The organism is Modestobacter sp. SYSU DS0904 (genome assembly GCF_054051115.1).
Genome location: NZ_JBJHAQ010000003.1, coordinates 1 through 14,701, shown reverse-complemented (window position 1 = coordinate 14,701; position 14,701 = coordinate 1). Strand labels below are relative to the sequence as shown.

The 14,701-nt window shown below is 75.8% G+C and carries 17 protein-coding genes; 7 read left to right on the top strand and 10 right to left on the bottom strand.

The window, feature by feature from the left end; all coding sequences use genetic code 11:
* Window positions 1-56 precede the first annotated feature (56 nt).
* Together rsrA and ACI79U_RS02525 are read right to left on the bottom strand one after the other, a co-directional pair.
* Window positions 57-434, bottom strand: a complete 378-nt coding sequence (rsrA, locus tag ACI79U_RS02530; RefSeq protein ID WP_457067147.1) for a mycothiol system anti-sigma-R factor — start codon at window positions 432-434, stop codon at window positions 57-59.
* On the bottom strand, window positions 431-1,144 hold the full coding sequence (locus tag ACI79U_RS02525) for a sigma-70 family RNA polymerase sigma factor (protein ID WP_457067149.1): 714 nt from the start codon (window positions 1,142-1,144) through the stop codon (window positions 431-433). Before ACI79U_RS02525 ends, rsrA begins: the two co-directional genes overlap by 4 nt.
* A gap of 242 nt (window positions 1,145-1,386) precedes the next feature.
* On the opposite strand from ACI79U_RS02525, the gene ybaK reads away from it, so the two are divergent.
* Window positions 1,387-1,863 carry a Cys-tRNA(Pro) deacylase gene (gene ybaK / locus ACI79U_RS02520; RefSeq protein WP_457067152.1) on the top strand — a complete coding sequence of 159 codons (477 nt, stop codon included), beginning with the start codon at window positions 1,387-1,389 and terminating at the stop codon, window positions 1,861-1,863.
* A 4-nt stretch (window positions 1,864-1,867) separates the two neighbouring features.
* On the opposite strand, the gene ACI79U_RS02515 is transcribed toward ybaK, so the two are convergent.
* Together ACI79U_RS02515 and ACI79U_RS02510 are read right to left on the bottom strand one after the other, a co-directional pair.
* A complete protein-coding gene (locus ACI79U_RS02515; RefSeq protein WP_457067155.1) occupies window positions 1,868-3,313 on the bottom strand; it encodes a fused MFS/spermidine synthase in 1,446 nt (481 codons plus the stop codon).
* 196 nt (window positions 3,314-3,509) lie between these two features.
* Entirely contained in the window at window positions 3,510-4,256 is a 747-nt protein-coding gene (locus ACI79U_RS02510) for an SOS response-associated peptidase (RefSeq protein WP_457067157.1), read from the bottom strand.
* 164 nt (window positions 4,257-4,420) lie between these two features.
* Here ACI79U_RS02510 and ACI79U_RS02505 point away from each other — a divergent pair, with 164 nt between their 5' ends.
* From ACI79U_RS02505 to rsgA, 4 genes are all read left to right on the top strand, one after another.
* On the top strand, window positions 4,421-5,881 hold the full coding sequence (locus ACI79U_RS02505; RefSeq protein WP_457067159.1) for an NAD-dependent succinate-semialdehyde dehydrogenase: 1,461 nt from the start codon (window positions 4,421-4,423) through the stop codon (window positions 5,879-5,881).
* Window positions 5,882-5,943: 62 nt separating this feature from the next.
* On the top strand, window positions 5,944-6,384 hold the full coding sequence (locus ACI79U_RS02500; protein WP_457067161.1) for a YdeI/OmpD-associated family protein: 441 nt from the start codon (window positions 5,944-5,946) through the stop codon (window positions 6,382-6,384).
* Window positions 6,385-6,436: 52 nt separating this feature from the next.
* Window positions 6,437-7,717 (top strand): 3-phosphoshikimate 1-carboxyvinyltransferase, encoded by a 1,281-nt coding sequence (gene aroA, locus ACI79U_RS02495; RefSeq protein WP_457067163.1) that lies wholly within the window; start codon window positions 6,437-6,439, stop codon window positions 7,715-7,717.
* Window positions 7,714-8,730 (top strand): ribosome small subunit-dependent GTPase A, encoded by a 1,017-nt coding sequence (rsgA, locus tag ACI79U_RS02490; protein WP_457067165.1) that lies wholly within the window; start codon window positions 7,714-7,716, stop codon window positions 8,728-8,730. Before aroA ends, rsgA begins: the two co-directional genes overlap by 4 nt.
* 61 nt (window positions 8,731-8,791) lie before the next feature.
* Here rsgA and ACI79U_RS02485 read toward each other — a convergent pair whose 3' ends face one another.
* Together ACI79U_RS02485 and ACI79U_RS02480 are read right to left on the bottom strand one after the other, a co-directional pair.
* The gene (locus ACI79U_RS02485; RefSeq protein ID WP_457067168.1) at window positions 8,792-9,523 is read right to left on the bottom strand and encodes a Type 1 glutamine amidotransferase-like domain-containing protein; all 732 of its coding nucleotides are present in this window, start codon (window positions 9,521-9,523) and stop codon (window positions 8,792-8,794) included.
* Between the two features lie 13 nt (window positions 9,524-9,536).
* The gene (locus tag ACI79U_RS02480; protein ID WP_457067170.1) at window positions 9,537-10,085 is read right to left on the bottom strand and encodes a DUF2087 domain-containing protein; all 549 of its coding nucleotides are present in this window, start codon (window positions 10,083-10,085) and stop codon (window positions 9,537-9,539) included.
* Window positions 10,086-10,149: 64 nt separating this feature from the next.
* On the opposite strand from ACI79U_RS02480, the gene ACI79U_RS02475 reads away from it, so the two are divergent.
* Entirely contained in the window at window positions 10,150-10,335 is a 186-nt protein-coding gene (locus ACI79U_RS02475; protein ID WP_457067172.1) for a DUF2795 domain-containing protein, read from the top strand.
* A gap of 120 nt (window positions 10,336-10,455) precedes the next feature.
* Window positions 10,456-11,253, top strand: coding sequence for a histidinol-phosphatase (gene hisN, locus ACI79U_RS02470; protein ID WP_457067174.1), 798 nt, complete (start codon window positions 10,456-10,458; stop codon window positions 11,251-11,253).
* 32 nt (window positions 11,254-11,285) lie between these two features.
* On the opposite strand, the gene ACI79U_RS02465 is transcribed toward hisN, so the two are convergent.
* The 4 genes from ACI79U_RS02465 to ACI79U_RS02450 form a co-directional block, all read right to left on the bottom strand.
* A complete protein-coding gene (locus ACI79U_RS02465) occupies window positions 11,286-11,492 on the bottom strand; it encodes a hypothetical protein (RefSeq protein WP_457067176.1) in 207 nt (68 codons plus the stop codon).
* A gap of 101 nt (window positions 11,493-11,593) precedes the next feature.
* The gene (locus ACI79U_RS02460) at window positions 11,594-12,997 is read right to left on the bottom strand and encodes an FGGY family carbohydrate kinase (RefSeq protein ID WP_457067178.1); all 1,404 of its coding nucleotides are present in this window, start codon (window positions 12,995-12,997) and stop codon (window positions 11,594-11,596) included.
* Window positions 12,998-13,045: 48 nt separating this feature from the next.
* Window positions 13,046-13,747 (bottom strand): ANTAR domain-containing protein, encoded by a 702-nt coding sequence (locus ACI79U_RS02455; RefSeq protein WP_457067180.1) that lies wholly within the window; start codon window positions 13,745-13,747, stop codon window positions 13,046-13,048.
* The gene (locus tag ACI79U_RS02450; RefSeq protein ID WP_457067182.1) at window positions 13,686-14,570 is read right to left on the bottom strand and encodes a phosphatase PAP2 family protein; all 885 of its coding nucleotides are present in this window, start codon (window positions 14,568-14,570) and stop codon (window positions 13,686-13,688) included. The genes ACI79U_RS02455 and ACI79U_RS02450 overlap by 62 nt, the downstream gene beginning before the upstream one ends.
* Window positions 14,571-14,701: the final 131 nt, after the last annotated feature.

Sequence of the window (14,701 nt, the reverse complement as noted above, 5' to 3'; positions counted from 1 at the left end):
ACCACTCGCAAGCTCGCGGTGGGTCCCTGCAAGGGGGCCGGGGCGCTCCGCCGCCGTCAGGCGGTGGGGCGCTCCCCCGGGAGCTGCTCGGTGTAGGTCTCCACGCTGGTCCGCTCGATCCGGACCTGGGTGCCGTCCTCCTCGAAGGAGACGGAGGTCAGCTGGACCTTGATCCGGTCCCGCAGACCGGGCGGCGGGGCGTCACCGCCGCAGCGGCGCCGCACGAGCGCCTTGAACTCCTGCTCGATGCCGAACTGCCGCAGGCAGGGCGAGCAGTCCTCCAGGTGCTCGGCGATGACCGCCCGCCGGGCGTCGTTCGTCTCGTGGTCGAGGAACTCGAAGACGTGCGTCAGGACGTCGTCGCAGGAGTTGATGTCCACGTCATCGTGGGCGTCGTCGGGCAGGTGCGTTCCGTCGTGAGCATCGGTGCTCATGAGCGGGTCGCCTCCTCCGCGGCCCCCGCACGGACGAAGCCGCGCTCCCGGGCGTAGTCGGCCAGCAGCTTCTGCAGCCCGCGGCGACCGCGGTGCAGGCGGGACATCACCGTGCCGATGGGCGTGCCCATGATCTCGGCGATCTCCTTATAGGCGAAGCCCTCGACGTCGGCCAGGTACACCGCCAACCGGAAGTCCTCCGGCAGCTGCTGGAGGGCCTCCTTGATGTCGGAGTCGGGCAGGTGGTCCAGCGCCTCGATCTCCGCCGAGCGCAGCCCGCTGGAGGTGTGCTCCTCCGCGGCGTACAGCTGCCAGTCCTGCACCTGGTCGGTGGGGTACTGCTGCGGCTGCCGCTGCTTCTTGCGGTAGGTGTTGATGTAGGTGTTGGTCAGGATCCGGTACAGCCAGGCCTTGAGGTTCGTGCCCTCGGCGAACTGGTGGAACGCGGAGTAGGCCTTGACGAACGTCTCCTGGACCAGGTCCTCGGCGTCGGCCGGGTTGCGGGTCATCCGCAGGGCCGCCGGGTACAGCTGGTCGAGGTAGGGCAGGGCGTCGCGCTCGAACCGGGCGTCGCGCTGCGCGCGCGACTCCGCGAGCTCGCTCCGACTGCCGTCGGCGCGGGCCTCCGGCGTCTCTTCGCGCTGGCCCGGCTGCGCGGCAACCGCATCCGCCTCGACGACGGGGTTCTCGACCGTGGGCTCCTCGGGCACCGACCGTCCTCTCTGCGGTACCCGGGAACGGGGCACCACGTCAGACGATCCTAGCCGGGACCGGTCCGGGCGGCCGGGGGGACGACGGGACGGGGCGGCGTTGCGCGCGATCCGCGCCGCCGCGCCCGGGGCTGTGCTGCTCACGGCCGGTCCAACCGCGCGCCCCCGGGCGGGATTCCCTCGTCCGGGGGTGAACCGAACGCGGTCGTGCCGCGCACCCGGGCGCTCTAGGCTCACCGGCCGTGGCGGCGACCCCGGCGGTGCGGGCCCTGGAGCGGGCGAAGGCATCCTTCGACCTGCACGAGTACGACCCGGCCGACGGCGCCGGCGGGCACGGCTACGGCGAGGTGGCGGTGGCCGCGCTCGGCGCCGACCCGGCCCGGGTGTTCAAGACCCTGGTCACCCGGGTCGACGGCGCGCTGACCGTCGCCGTCGTCCCGGTGAGCGGGCAGCTGGACCTCAAGGCGCTGGCCGCGGCCGCGGGCGGGCGGAAGGCCGCGATGGCCGACCCCGCCGACGCCGAGCGCGCCACCGGGTACGTGCGCGGGGGGATCAGCCCGCTCGGCCAGCGCAAGGCGCTCCCCACGGTGGTCGACGCCTCCGCGGTGGAGTTCGACACCGTGCTGGTGAGCGCCGGCCGGCGGGGCCTGCAGGTGGAGCTGGCCCCCGGTGAGCTGGTGCGGCTCACCCGCGCGCGCACCGCGCCGATCGCCCGCTGACCGGTCAGCGGGCGGTGGTCGGGTAGGGGGTGAGCAGCTGGTCGACCGGCGCGAAGTCGTCGGTCAGCACGCCGGCGTCACCGACGAACTCGTCCAGCTCCTCCCCCGTCGCCACCTGCCAGGCCAGCTGCCGGTCGTCCAGCGCGGCGGCGATGCCCTCGACCGGCAGCGGCTGCTGCGAGGCGACCGCGACCACGTTGCCGCCGTCCCCCCCGGCCAGCACCGGGGCCCGGGCCAGCAGCGCGACGTGGTCGAACACCTCCCGCAGGGTGGCCAGCTCCGCGCGGACGAACCCCAGCGGCGGGTGGTCGATGAGGTTGACCGCGTAGACGCCGTCCTCGGCCAGGGCGTCGTCGACCAGGCGCAGCGCCTCGACGGTGGTCAGCTGCCAGGGCACCGAGAGCCCACCGAAGGCATCGCCCACCACGAGGTCGCGCTCCCCGGCCGGCTCCTCCCCCAAGCCGACCCGGCCGTCCCCGACCCGCACCTGCAGGTCCCCCGTCTGCTCCAGCCCGAGCTCCTCCTCGTCGATGGCGACCACCCCCGGGTCGACCTCCAGGACCCGGCTGACCGTGCCCGGCCGGACCTCGGCCAGGTAGCGGGGCAACGTCAGGCCCCCTCCGCCCACGTGCAGCGCCGACAGCGGCTCCCCCGCCGGCGCCATCGCGTCGGTCACCGACGCGATCGCCTGCACGTACTCGAACTCCAGGTAGGTGGGATCGGTGAGGTCCACGTAGGAGTGCCGCAGCGTGTCCAGCTGCAGCACCCGCCCGGTGGGCCGCTCGGGGTCGGTGGTGACCCGGGCGCAGTGGTAGGCGGTCTCCCGCTCGCACGGGGTGGGCGCGACCGCGGCGAGCAGGGGCGCCGCGAGGGCCAGCACGAGCAGCCCGACCGGCAGCCGCCCGGAGCCGGCCGGCCCGCTGCGGCGCAGCAGCACCGCCAGGGCGAGCCCGGCGGCCACCACGACCAGGCCGGTGCCGACCAGGATGACGCTGCTGGGCAGCACGGCGACCAGCAGGAAGCCGGTGGCGAAGGTGGCCACGATCCCGCCGAGGGTGCCGATGCCGGACAGCTGCCCGACCACCGAGCCGGTCTGCGACAGGCTGCCCAGCTGCAGCGCCACGACCATCGGCGGGACGGCGGACAGCAGCGCCGCCGGCACCACGACGGCGACCGCGGCCAGCAGCAGCACGTTGCCCGCCGCCGCGCCGGTGAGCAGGTCACCGGCGAAGCGGACCAGCGGCAGCACCGCCACGATCAGCCCGCCGCCGGCCACCATCAGCGGCGCGATCAGCCGGCGCGGGTCGGTCCGGTCCGCGGCGGCACCACCGGCCCAGGCCCCCACGGCGATCGCGGCCAGCGCGAAGCCGATCACCGCGGTGCTGGTCTGCAGCGTGATGCCCACGTAGGGCGCGATCAGCCGCAGCCCGACGACCTCGAGCACGAGCACCGCGCCGGAGGAGAGGAACGTGACCGCGGCGGCGACCCAGCCGGTCAGGGCGCGTGAGGACCCCGGGTCCTCCGCGGACTCCGGGCTCCGGTCGGCGGCGGGCGGGGCGGACGGGTCGGCGCTCAGCGGGGCTCCTCGGCGGCGTCGGTCAGGGGGAAGGCGGTCAGGGGGAAAGCAGTCAGGGGAAGGCGGTCGGTCAGAAGAGGGCAGGCTGGTCGGCCGGCTCGCTGACCGACTCGACCCGGGCGGTCAGCTGCGGGCCGTTGTGCGCCACGTTGCCCACGGCCGGGCCCACCGGCCGGATCTCCAGCCCCTCGACGAGCTCCGGCGGGGTGGGGGCGGCCACCTCGGTGACGTCCTGCACCGCCGGGTCCAGCCAGCGCGCCCACCGCTCGCGCGGCAGCACCAGCGGCATCCGGGGGTGCACCTCGGCCAGCGCACCGACCGCCGGTGCGGTCACCACCGTGCAGGTGTAGAGCCGGTCGTCACCGCGGCCCCACACCTCCCACAGGCCTGCGAAGGCCAGCCCCGCGCCGTCCTCGGGGGTGACGAAGTACGGCTGCTTGCCGGGCCGGTCGGTGCGCGGGGCCCACTCGTACCAACCGTCGGCGGGCACCAGGCAGCGGCGGCTCGCCGCGGCGGCGCGGAACGCCGGCTTCTCGGTCAGCGACTCCACCCGCGCGTTGAGCATCCGGTTGCCGATCGCGACGTCCTTGGCCCAGGAGGGCACCAGCCCCCAGCGGACCACCCGCAGCTCCCGGTGACCGCCGCCGGTGAGCGCCCCCTCGGCGTCCCGCTCCTTCTTGTGCCGGACGACGTACACGTCCTTGGTCGGCGCGACGTTGTGGTCCGCCGGCAGCGCGGGCTGCCCCTCGGCGGCGACCGCCTCGAACTCGACCACCAGGTCCTCGGGACGGCGGCTGGCCGCGTACCGACCACACATGAGGGCTCCTCCCCGTCACCGGGTGCACCGACGACCAGCAACGAGCCTAGGTGCCGGTGTCGAGGTGCGTCTTCCGTCCGGCGCCCCCACCCGTGTGAGCCCGGCCCGACGGAGGTAGGACGGAGGGGCACAGAGCCGACCCAGCGCGATGGAGGCACGACGACGTGACGACCCAGGCTCCGCCCACCGAGCACCCCAAGACCGCCAGCGACGCCGGCGACCGCCCGTACGCGACGATCGACCCGGCCACCGGACGCACCGAGCAGGAGTTCCCGTTCCTGGAGACCGCGGAGGTCGACGGTGTCGTCGAGCGGGCGCATGCCGCCTTCGCCGAGTGGCGCCGCCGCCCGGTCGCCGAGCGCGCCGCCATCGTCGGTCGCGCCGCCGAGCTGATGCGCGAACGGAGCGCCGAGCTCGGCGCGCTGATCACCAAGGAGATGGGCAAGCGCATCCAGGAGGCGACCGGCGAGGCGATGTTCGTCTCGATGATCTTCGACTGGTACGCGGAGAAGGGCCCGGGCTTCCTGGAGCCCAAGCCGATCGACGTGATGGAGGGCGAGGCGGTCGTCGTCAACGAGCCGGTCGGCGTCCTGCTGGCGATCGAGCCGTGGAACTTCCCGCTGTACCAGGTCGCCCGGGTGGTGGCCCCGAACCTGATCCTGGGGAACGTGGTGCTGCTCAAGCACGCGGAGAACAACCCGCAGACCGCGCTCGCCCTCGAGCAGCTCCTCCACGACGCCGGTGTCCCCGAGGGCGTCTACACCAACCTGTTCCTGCGGATCTCCGACGTCGAGCAGGTGATCGCCCACCCGCACGTGCAGGGCGTGACGCTGACCGGCAGCTCCCGCGCCGGCAGCAGCGTCGCCGCACTGGCCGGCAAGCACCTGAAGAAGTCGGTGCTCGAGCTCGGCGGCAGCGACCCGTTCATCGTGCTCGACGCGCCGGACGTGTCGAAGACGGTGCAGGCGGCCACGATGTCGCGCACGCTCAACACCGGGCAGGCGTGCATCGCCGCCAAGCGGTTCATCGTGATGGACGACGTCTACGAGGAGTTCGTCGCCGGCCTGACCGACGCCTTCTCCGCCCTGCAGCCCGGCGACCCGGCCGACCCGGCGACCACGCTGGGGCCGCTGTCCTCCGAGCGGGCCGCGCAGGACTACACCGCCCAGGTGCAGGACGCCATCGACAAGGGCGCCACGGTGCTGGTCGGTGGTGGCCGGCCGGAGCGGGAGGGCGCCTTCGTCAACGCGGCCCTGCTGGCCGACGTCACGCCGGAGATGCGCGCCTACCGCGAGGAGCTGTTCGGCCCCGCCGCGGTGGTGTACCGGGTGTCCAGCGAGGACGAGGCGGTCCGGCTGGCCAACGACACCGAGTTCGGGCTCAGCGCCTCGGTCTTCTCGGGTGACGTCGAGCGGGCCCGCGCGGTCGCCGACCGGGTCGAGTCGGGGATGGTCTGGATCAACTCGCCGTCGGGCACCTCCCCGGAACTGCCCTTCGGCGGGGTGAAGCGCTCCGGTTACGGCCGGGAGCTCTCCGAGCTGGGCATGTTCGAGTTCGCCAACCAGCGGCTGGTGCGCACCGTCGGCGTGCCGAAGCCCGAGACGGTGGACGCCGCCGCCGGCTGATCCCTCGGTCCGGGGCGGTGCTGCTGGTGCGGCACCGCCCCGGACTGCCATCCTCTGGCGCCATGAGGTTCACCTCGACGGTCGAGCTCGGCGGGAAGGCCGCCACCGGCATCCCGGTGCCCGAGCAGGTGCTGGAGTCCCTCGGGGCCGGCCGCCGGCCGCCGCTCACGGTCACCGTGGGCGGGCACACCTGGCGGACGACGGTCGGTTCGACGGGTGGCCGGCCGATGCTGCCGCTGAGCGCGGAGAACCGGGCCGCGGCCGGAGTGGGCGCCGGCGACGAGGTGTCGGTGGAGGTCGCCCTGGACACCGCGCCGCGGACCGTCGAGGTCCCCGCCGCGCTGGCCGAGGCGCTGGCGGCGGAACCCGTGGCGCAGCAGCGCTTCGATGCCCTCTCCCCCAGCGGCCGCCGCCGCCACGCGCTCGCGGTCGAGGGGGCGAGGACCGACGCCACCCGCACCCGCCGGGTCGCGTCCGTGCTCGCCGAGCTGCTGGGCAGCTGATCCGACCGGTGGCCGGACCACCGGTTCCGGTGGACAGGGCAGGATGGACGGCATGGCCGAGGTCTGGACGACGCCGCACCGCACCGCCCCCGTCGACGCGGTGGTCGCGCTGCCCGGGTCGAAGTCGCTCACCGCCCGCGCGCTGGTGCTGGCCGCGCTGGCCGACGGGCCCAGCCGGCTGGTCCGCCCGCTGCGGGCCCGGGACACCGACCTGATGGCCGCCGGGCTGCGCGCGCTGGGCACCCGGGTCGAGCCGGACGGGGACGACTGGCTGGTCACCCCCGGCGAGCTGCGCGGCCCGGTCGAGGTCGACGCCGGGCTGGCCGGCACCGTGCTGCGCTTCCTGCCACCGGTCGCCGCGCTGGCCACCGGGCCGGTGCGCCTGGACGGCGACCCGCGGTTGCGGGAGCGCCCCAACTCCGGGCTGATCGCCGGGCTGCGCGACCTCGGCGTGCAGATCGACGACGACGGCCGGGGCCGGGCCCCGTTCACCGTGCACGGCACCGGCGCGGTCCGCGGCGGCGCGGTGACCGTCGACGCCAGCGAGTCCAGCCAGGTCGTCTCCGGGCTGCTGCTGGCCGCCGCCCGGTACACCCAGGGCGTCGACCTCGCCGTCGCCGGCTCCCTGCCCTCGATGCCGCACGTGGAGATGACCGTGCGCACGCTGGCCGAGCACGGCGTCGACGTCACGCGCACCGAACGCGGCTGGCGGGTCTCCCCCGGTCCGATCACCGCGCTGGACCGGGTGGTGGAGCCGGACCTGTCCAACGCCGCCCCGTTCCTCGCCGCGGCGCTGGTCACCGGCGGGCGGGTGACCGTGCGCGACTGGCCCGCCGACACCACACAGCCCGGCGCGCAGCTGGACCGGCTGCTGACCGCGATGGGCGCCGACGTCGCGACCACGCCGGCCGGGCTCCAGGTCACCGGGGGCAGCCGGATCGCGCCGCTGGAGGCCGACCTCGGCGGCGTCGGCGAGCTGACCCCGGTGCTGGCGGCGCTCTGCGCGCTGGCCGACGGGCCGTCCCGGCTGACCGGCATCGCGCACCTGCGGGGGCACGAGACCGACCGGCTGCAGGCCCTGGACGAGGTGCTGACCGCGGTCGGCGCCCGGGTCGAGCAGCTGCCCGACGGCCTGGTGATCACCCCGGGCCCCGGGCGGGCGGCGCAGCTGGACTCCTACGCCGACCACCGCATGGTGCACGCGGCCGCGGTGCTGGGGCTGGCCGTCGAGGGGGTCCGGGTCACCGACCCGGGCGCGGTCAGCAAGACGCTGCCCGACTACCTGGACCGGTGGGCCGCACTGCTGGACCAGCCTGCGGAGGTGGGCCGTTGAGCCGCCGGATGGACAAGCGGTCCGACGAGGACGACGTCCGCGTCCGGCCGACCCGGCACGGCTCCCGCCCGCGCACCCGCACCCGGCCGGCACACGAGGACGCGGTCCCGGGGATGGTGATCGCCGTCGACCGCGGCCGGATGCAGGTCCGGATCGAGGGCCCGGACGGCGCACCGGTCGAGGTCACCGCGATGCGCGCCCGGGAGCTGGGCAAGCACGGCGTGGTCGTCGGCGACCGGGTGCGGATCGTCGGGGACACCTCCGGCCGGACGGACACCCTGGCCCGGATCGTGGTCATCGAGGACCGGACGACGTCGCTGCGCCGCACCGCCGACGACACCGACCCCACCGAGCGGATCGTGGTGGCCAACGCCGAGCTGCTGGTCGTCGTCACCTCGGTGACCGACCCCGACCCGGCGCTGGGCTTCCTGGACCGCTGCCTGGTGGCCGCCTACGCCGGCGGGCTCGCGCCGCTGCTCTGCCTGACCAAGACCGACCTGGCCAGCCCGCAGCCGCTGCTGGACCGGTACGCCGGCCTGGAGGTCGAGGCGGTGCCGATGTCGCGTGAGGCGTCGCTGGAGGAGCTGCTCGAGCGGCTGACCGGGCGGATGAGCGTGCTGGTCGGCCAGTCCGGGGTCGGCAAGTCGACCCTGGTCAACCGGCTGGTGCCGGACGCCTTCCGGGCCACCGGCGACGTCAGCAAGATCGGCAAGGGCCGGCACACGTCGTCCTCGGCGGTGCTGCTGGACCTCCCCGGCGGTGGCACCGTGATCGACACCCCGGGCATCCGGTCGCTGGGGCTGGCGCACGTCACCGCGCAGGACGTGCTCGCGGCCTTCGACGACCTCGCCGAGGCCGCCGTCGACTGCCCACCCGGCTGCGGGCACAGCGCCGCCGACCCGGAGTGCGCACTGGACGCCTGGGCCGCCGACGGCCCACCCGCCCGCGCCGAGCGGCTGGGCAGCTTCCGCCGGTTGATCGCCGCCGTCGGCCAGCTCGGCCCCGGGCACTGAAGAAGGAACCCCACCGCCCCCCACCGCTCGCACGCTCGCGGCGGTCGCCTGCAGCGGGGCGCTAGATCAGGCGGGTGGGGAGCGCGCGCTCGGCCCAGCCGCCGGCGCCGTCGGAGCGGACGTGCCACGCCTGCGCCCCCGGGCGCACGGTGACCGCCTCGGCCAGGGCGGCGCCGATGTAGTGCAGGCCGACGCCGTCCTCGGTCGCGTAGCCACCGGGCAGCTCGCCCCCGGCCACCGACCGGCGGTAGGCCTCCCGGCGGGGATGCTCCGCGGCGTCGTCGTGCACGTTGTTGCTGAACGGGAGCAGGCCCAGCGCCCCCGTCAGCGGGGCCAGCCGGTCACCGAACCCGTCGGTGGGACCGCCCACGTGCCAGCACTGGCTGCCGGCCCCGGTGCCGGCCAGCACCACGCCGGCCTCCCAGCACGCCCGCAGCACCGCGGGCAGGTCGTGGGCGCGCCAGACCGCCAACAGGTTGACCAGGCTGCCGCCCTCGACCAACACGACGTCCTGGGTGAGCAGGTGCTGGCGCACGTCCGGCACGCTCGGCCGGGGGAACAGCCGCAGCGTGCTGAGGGTGACGTCGCCCCGGCTGCCGAAGACCCGGTCGTAGACCGAGACCGCCGTCGGGTCGTCGCCGACCGCCGTCGGGACGTAGCAGACCCGCACCGGCCCCTCGGCGGTCCGCCGTCCCCGCCCCAGGCGGAGCACGTGCTCGATGAGCGGCTGGTTGCCGCGCTCACCCGGCCGGGGCGCGAGCACCCCGGAGAAGGCGAAGACCTGCCGTTGCACCCTGCTCCCCCGTTCAGTCGTCGACGCCGTGCACGTAACCACCGCTGCGCCAGTAGACCCCGGCCGCGTCGCGGGACAGCAGCCCCTCGTCGACCAGGTAACGGCGGAGCGCTGCCACGTCGGGGTGCCAGGCTGCCAGGAGGGCGTTCACCTCACGCTCCGGGTAGCGCACGCCGGCCTCGAAGACGTGCACCAGGTGCGCCAGCACCACCCGCCGCTTGCTCTGCTGCGCGGGGACGGCGACCAGCCGGCCGTCGCGGACGAACGCCCGGAGCACCGCGTCCTCCGCGGGGTCCGCCGACAGCGGCTCGGGAGCCGGCTCCCGTTCGGCGGCGGCCCGCGCGGCGCTGCCGAAGAGCTCCTCGTGCAGCGTGAGCCGGTGACCGTCGCGGCCCACCAGGCCGCCGCGGGCCAGCCGGCGGGCGGCCAGCGCCACCTCCTGCAGGGAGAGGCCGGTGGCCTCGGCCACCTGCTCGATCGTGCCGGCGCCGAGCGCCAGGCCGGCCACCACGCGCAGCCGGACCGGATCGGCCAGCAGCCCGACGATCGTCCGCGCCTCCATCCCCCGACCGTAACCGGGACGCCGCGCAGGCATCGGCAGGCAGCGTCCGGGGTAGGCCGACGGCATGGTGAGCCCGATCGACATCCAGAAGGCCCTCGGCGGCATGGACTACCCGGCGACGAAGGAGGACGTGGTCAAGCACGCGGAGTCCAACGGCGGCACCGGCGAGGTGCTCGATGCGCTGAAGGGCATCGACGACGGCGAGTACGACACCCCGGCCGCCGTCAGCAAGGCCGTCTTCAACGACTGATGGAGGACCCCCTCGCCCCCCCGCCACTCGCGAGCTCGCGGCGGGACCCGGCAAGGGGGCCACGGTCGATCCGCCACTGGTCCCGGCCTGTCCGGGCCGGGACCAGTAGGTTCGGATCCCATGACACCCGGGATGCGCGGCTTCACCGAGGACATGCGCCTGGCGCACGTCCTCGCCGACCAGGCCGACGCGCTCAGCCTCGACCGGTTCCGGGCGCAGGACCTGAAGGTGGAGACCAAGCCGGACCTGACCCCGGTCACCGACGCGGACCGGGCGGTCGAGGAGCAGCTGCGCATCACCCTGTCCCGGGCGCGGACCCGGGACGCGGTCATCGGCGAGGAGTTCGGCAGCACCGGCCGGGGTGACCGGCGCTGGGTGATCGACCCCATCGACGGCACCAAGAACTTCGTCCGCGGCGTCCCCGTGTGGGCGACGCTGATCGCGCTGCTCGAGGGCGACGTGCCGGTCGTCGGGCTGGTCTCGGCGCCGGCGCTCAACCGGCGGTGGTGGGCGGCCGCCGGGGTCGGCACCTGGACCGGGCGACGGCTGGAGAACGCGACCCGCTGCACCGTCTCGCAGGTCGCCAGCCTGGCCGACGCCAGCCTGTCCTACTCCAGCCTCTCCGGCTGGGAGGAGCAGGGTCGCCTGGACCCGTTCCTGGACCTGACCCGCTCGGTGTGGCGCACCCGCGCCTACGGGGACTTCTGGAGCTACATGATGGTCGCCGAGGGCGCCGTCGACGTGGCCTGCGAGCCCGAGGTGTCGCTGTGGGACCTGGCCGCGCTCGATGTCATCGTGCGGGAGGCCGGGGGCAGCTTCAGCGACCTCGACGGCGCCCCAGGGCCGGCGGGTGGCAGCGCGGTCGCCAGCAACGGCGTGCTGCACGCCGACGTGCTGACGGCGCTCGCCCCCCGCTGAGGGGCCGAGCGCCGTCAGGGGACGCGGACCGGTCAGTGGGCCGGGCCGGTGCCCCCGGAGCCGCCGGAGCCGCCGGAGCCGCCGGAGCCGCCCTGGATCCGGCGGCGCACGTCGTCGATCCGGGCCTTGTTCTTGGGGTCGCTCGCCAACTGCTGGGCCTTCTCCGTCGCCTGGCGGATCACCTGCTTGCCCTTCGGGCTGTTCGCGAACTGCATGACCTTGTTCATGATCGACGCCATCGCGCGTCGTCCCCTCTCGTCGCCGAGGAGCCGGGGACCGGCTCCTCACTCCGGCTCAACGGTGCCCCGGACCGACCGGTTCCACTCCTGCGCGGCCGGGGTCAGCCGACCGCGGCGGTCCACCGTTCCCGCGCGGCCCGCAGCTGCGGCACCGCCCGTGGTCCCACCACCGGCCCGCGCACCCGCCGCGGGGTCAGCTCCAGCCCGACGCCGCGCCCGGCGAGCACCGCGGCGCCCTCGGCCGACGCGCTGCGCACCTGCACGTGCTGCACGGGCCGGGCCAGCACGTCGGCGAGCAACTGCTGGAGCCCGGCATCCCGGGCGCCGCCGCCGGTGAGCACGACCGGTTGGCGGTCGTCCGGCGGTGCGTCGAGCAGGTCCAAGGCGGCTCCGACGGCGAACAGCACCCCTTCGAGCGCGGCGCGGGCCAGGTCGGCCCGGGTCGTGTCGGCCGACAGCCCGGTCCAGCCACCTCGCGCCGCCGGGCCGGCCACCCCGCCCCGCTCACCGGTCAGGAACGGGGTGAAGACCACGCCGCCGGCCCCCGGCGCCGCCGCGTCCAGGCTGCTCACCAGCCCCGCCCAGTCCAGGCCCAGCACCTCCCGCACCCACGACAAGGCCGTGCCGGCGTTCTGCAGCGCCGCCATCGCGTACCAGCCGCCGTCCGCGTCGGCGAAGCAGTGCACCACCGGGTCGACCACGGGCCGGGGCGTCACCCCCGGACGCAGCACCTGCGCCCCGGACCCGAGGTTCACCTGGACACCGCCGTGGCTGCCCGCGGCCAGCAACGCCAACGGGGTGTCGGCGCCGCCGACGACGACCGGCACCTCACCGACAGGCAGGGACGCCGTCCCGAGCACCTGGGAGCCGGGACGGACGACGGGCAGCACCTGGTCCGGCAGGCCGGCGGCCGCCACCGCGGCGGCCGACCATCGCTCCCCCGGGACGTCCCACAGCAGGGTGGCCGAGGCGTCGGTCCGGTCGGTGACCGCGGGGTCGGTGCCGGGCAGCAGTGCGGCGCGCAGCGCGTCCTTGGGCAACAGGGCGGCCGCGGCCCGGTCCAGCAGCCCGGGCCGGGTGCCGGTGAGCCAGGCCAGCAGCGGGCCGGTCATGCCGGGCGCGAGCGGGTTGGCCAGCGCCGCCCGGTCGGCATCGGGGAGCGCGCGCCACCGGGACAGCTCCGCGGTCGCGCGCTGGTCGGGCCACAGCAGGGCCGGCGCGAGGGGGCGGCCGGCGTCGTCGACCAGCACCGCGCCGTGCATCTGGCCGGCGAACCCCAGCGCGGCCACCGGGCGGCCCGCCAGCCGGCCGCCCAGGGCGATGAGCGCGTCGTCCAGGGCCCGGCGCCACACGGCGACCTCGGTCTGCGCCCAGCCCGGCTCCGGCCGGTCGACGGCGTAGCCGACCTCGCTCTCGGCCACGACGTCGCCCGCCGCGTCGAGGGCGGCGACCTTCAGGCCGCTGGTGCCCAGGTCGGCGCCGACGACGACCGGGTCGCTGCTCACCGCCGCATCCTGACCACCCTGGTGACAGCCGCGCCAGCCGGACCGGGGTCAGCCCCCGCGGAGCTCGCCGGTGGCCACCAGTTCGTCGGCGACGTCGCGCAGCTTCACGTTGCGCCGCTGCGAGGCGTGGGTGAGCAGGGTGAACGCCTGGTCGGCGGTGATCTTGTGCCGCTCCATGAGGATGCCCTTGGCCTGCTCGATGACCGCGCGGGAGACCATCGCCCGGCGCATGTTCGCCGCGTCCTCCACCGCCCGGCTGGTCGCGTCGGCGTTGCCCACCGCGATCGCCACGAAGGCCGCGACCTCCTCACCCAGCGTCACGTCGGTCATCGAGAACGCCCCGGACCGGGTGGCGTAGTTGTTGAGGGCGCCGATCGCGGTGCCCTGGTAGGGCAGCGGGACCGACAAGGAGCTGCGGATCCCGAGCTCGGCGACGTGCGCCGCGTAGTCCGGCCAGCGCTCCTCGGACCGCATGTCGTCGACGACGAACACCTCGCCGGCCCGGCCGGCGTCCAGGCAGGGGCCGTGACCGCGCCGGTACTGCAGCTCGTCGGCGGCCATCGCGAGCTGACCGTCGAACGCCGCGGTGAAGGCGCGCTCGTCCCGGATCAGCGTGATGGAGGCGGCGTCGGTACCGGGGATGGCCCGGCGGGCGATGCGCACCACCTGGTCGAGCACGTCGGGCAGCTCACGGCCGGCGAGCTCGATCCCGGCCAGGGCCTGGTGCAGGTCCCGCGACGCCTCGCTCATGGTGGGTGGGCCCCTTCCGTCGGCGGCCGCCGCTGGTTGGACGTCCGCTGCCGAGTGGCGGGCCCGGCCGCACGAGGGTATAGCGCACCTGCGCCGGACCGGGCACCGCGCGGGAGAGGGCCGCCTCCCCGGCCTCCTGGCCGGCACGCGGTGACGGTCCGGCGCCCGCGGTGGGCCGCCGACGGGGACCGTGCCGGGCGGTCAGCCGTCCGGCCACCTGCGTCGACGCCCGGACGGCGGGCGCGACGGCGAGCAGCACCAGCCCGCCGGCGCACCAGCCGGCGAGGACGTCCGAGGACCAGTGGGTGCCCAGATGGATCGTGGTGAGCCCGACGCCGGCCGCCAGGGGTGCGGCCAGGGCGGCACCGAGCCGACGGTGCCTGCGCGCCGTCATCACCAGGACGCCCGCCGTCACGACCGCGTTGGCCGCGTGCCCCGACGGGAAGATCGACCCGCCCAGCGCGAAGGCGTGACCAGCGCCGTCCTGCCCCGCGGCACCGCCCAGCTGCAGCGGGCCGAGCCGGCCGACGAGGTACTTCATGCCCCCGACGCCGAGGTTGGTGAGCAGGGTCGCCACGGCCAGTGCCACGAGCGGACCGGTGTCCCGCTCCCGCCAGGCGCGCAGCGCCAGCCAGGGGACGACCAGGCCCAGGCAGACCGCCCGCTGGCCCAGCAGCACCCACCAGTCGGCGACCGGGCGCAGGGCGGGCCAGCGTCCCCCCGGCCCCCAGCGGTAGACCGCCTCGTCGACGTCGACCACCCAGCTGCCGGTCAGCACACCCGCCAGCAGCCCCAGCAGGATCGCCGCCAGCACCGCGGCCACCAGGGCCCGGTACCCCGGGCGGGGGGGGGGGGGGGGGGGGGGGGGGGGGGGGGGGGGGGGGGGGGGGGGGGGGGGGGGGGGGGGGGGGGGGGGGGGGGGGGGGGGGGGCGGGGGGGGGGGGGGGGGGGGGG

Excerpts from the sequence above, each read along its gene's own strand:
- rsrA (WP_457067147.1), bottom strand. The coding sequence starts at position 434 with ATGAGCACCGATGCTCACGACGGAACGCACCTGCCCGACGACGCCCAC.
- ACI79U_RS02510 (WP_457067157.1), bottom strand. The coding sequence starts at position 4,256 with ATGTGTGGTCGGTACGCGGCCAGCCGCCGTCCCGAGGACCTGGTGGTC.
- ACI79U_RS02500 (WP_457067161.1), top strand. The coding sequence starts at position 5,944 with ATGAGGTTCACCTCGACGGTCGAGCTCGGCGGGAAGGCCGCCACCGGC.
- aroA (WP_457067163.1), top strand. The coding sequence starts at position 6,437 with ATGGCCGAGGTCTGGACGACGCCGCACCGCACCGCCCCCGTCGACGCG.
- ACI79U_RS02480 (WP_457067170.1), bottom strand. The coding sequence starts at position 10,085 with ATGGAGGCGCGGACGATCGTCGGGCTGCTGGCCGATCCGGTCCGGCTG.
- ACI79U_RS02475 (WP_457067172.1), top strand. The coding sequence starts at position 10,150 with ATGGTGAGCCCGATCGACATCCAGAAGGCCCTCGGCGGCATGGACTAC.
- hisN (WP_457067174.1), top strand. The coding sequence starts at position 10,456 with ATGACACCCGGGATGCGCGGCTTCACCGAGGACATGCGCCTGGCGCAC.
- ACI79U_RS02465 (WP_457067176.1), bottom strand. The coding sequence starts at position 11,492 with ATGGCGTCGATCATGAACAAGGTCATGCAGTTCGCGAACAGCCCGAAG.
- ACI79U_RS02455 (WP_457067180.1), bottom strand. The coding sequence starts at position 13,747 with ATGAGCGAGGCGTCGCGGGACCTGCACCAGGCCCTGGCCGGGATCGAG.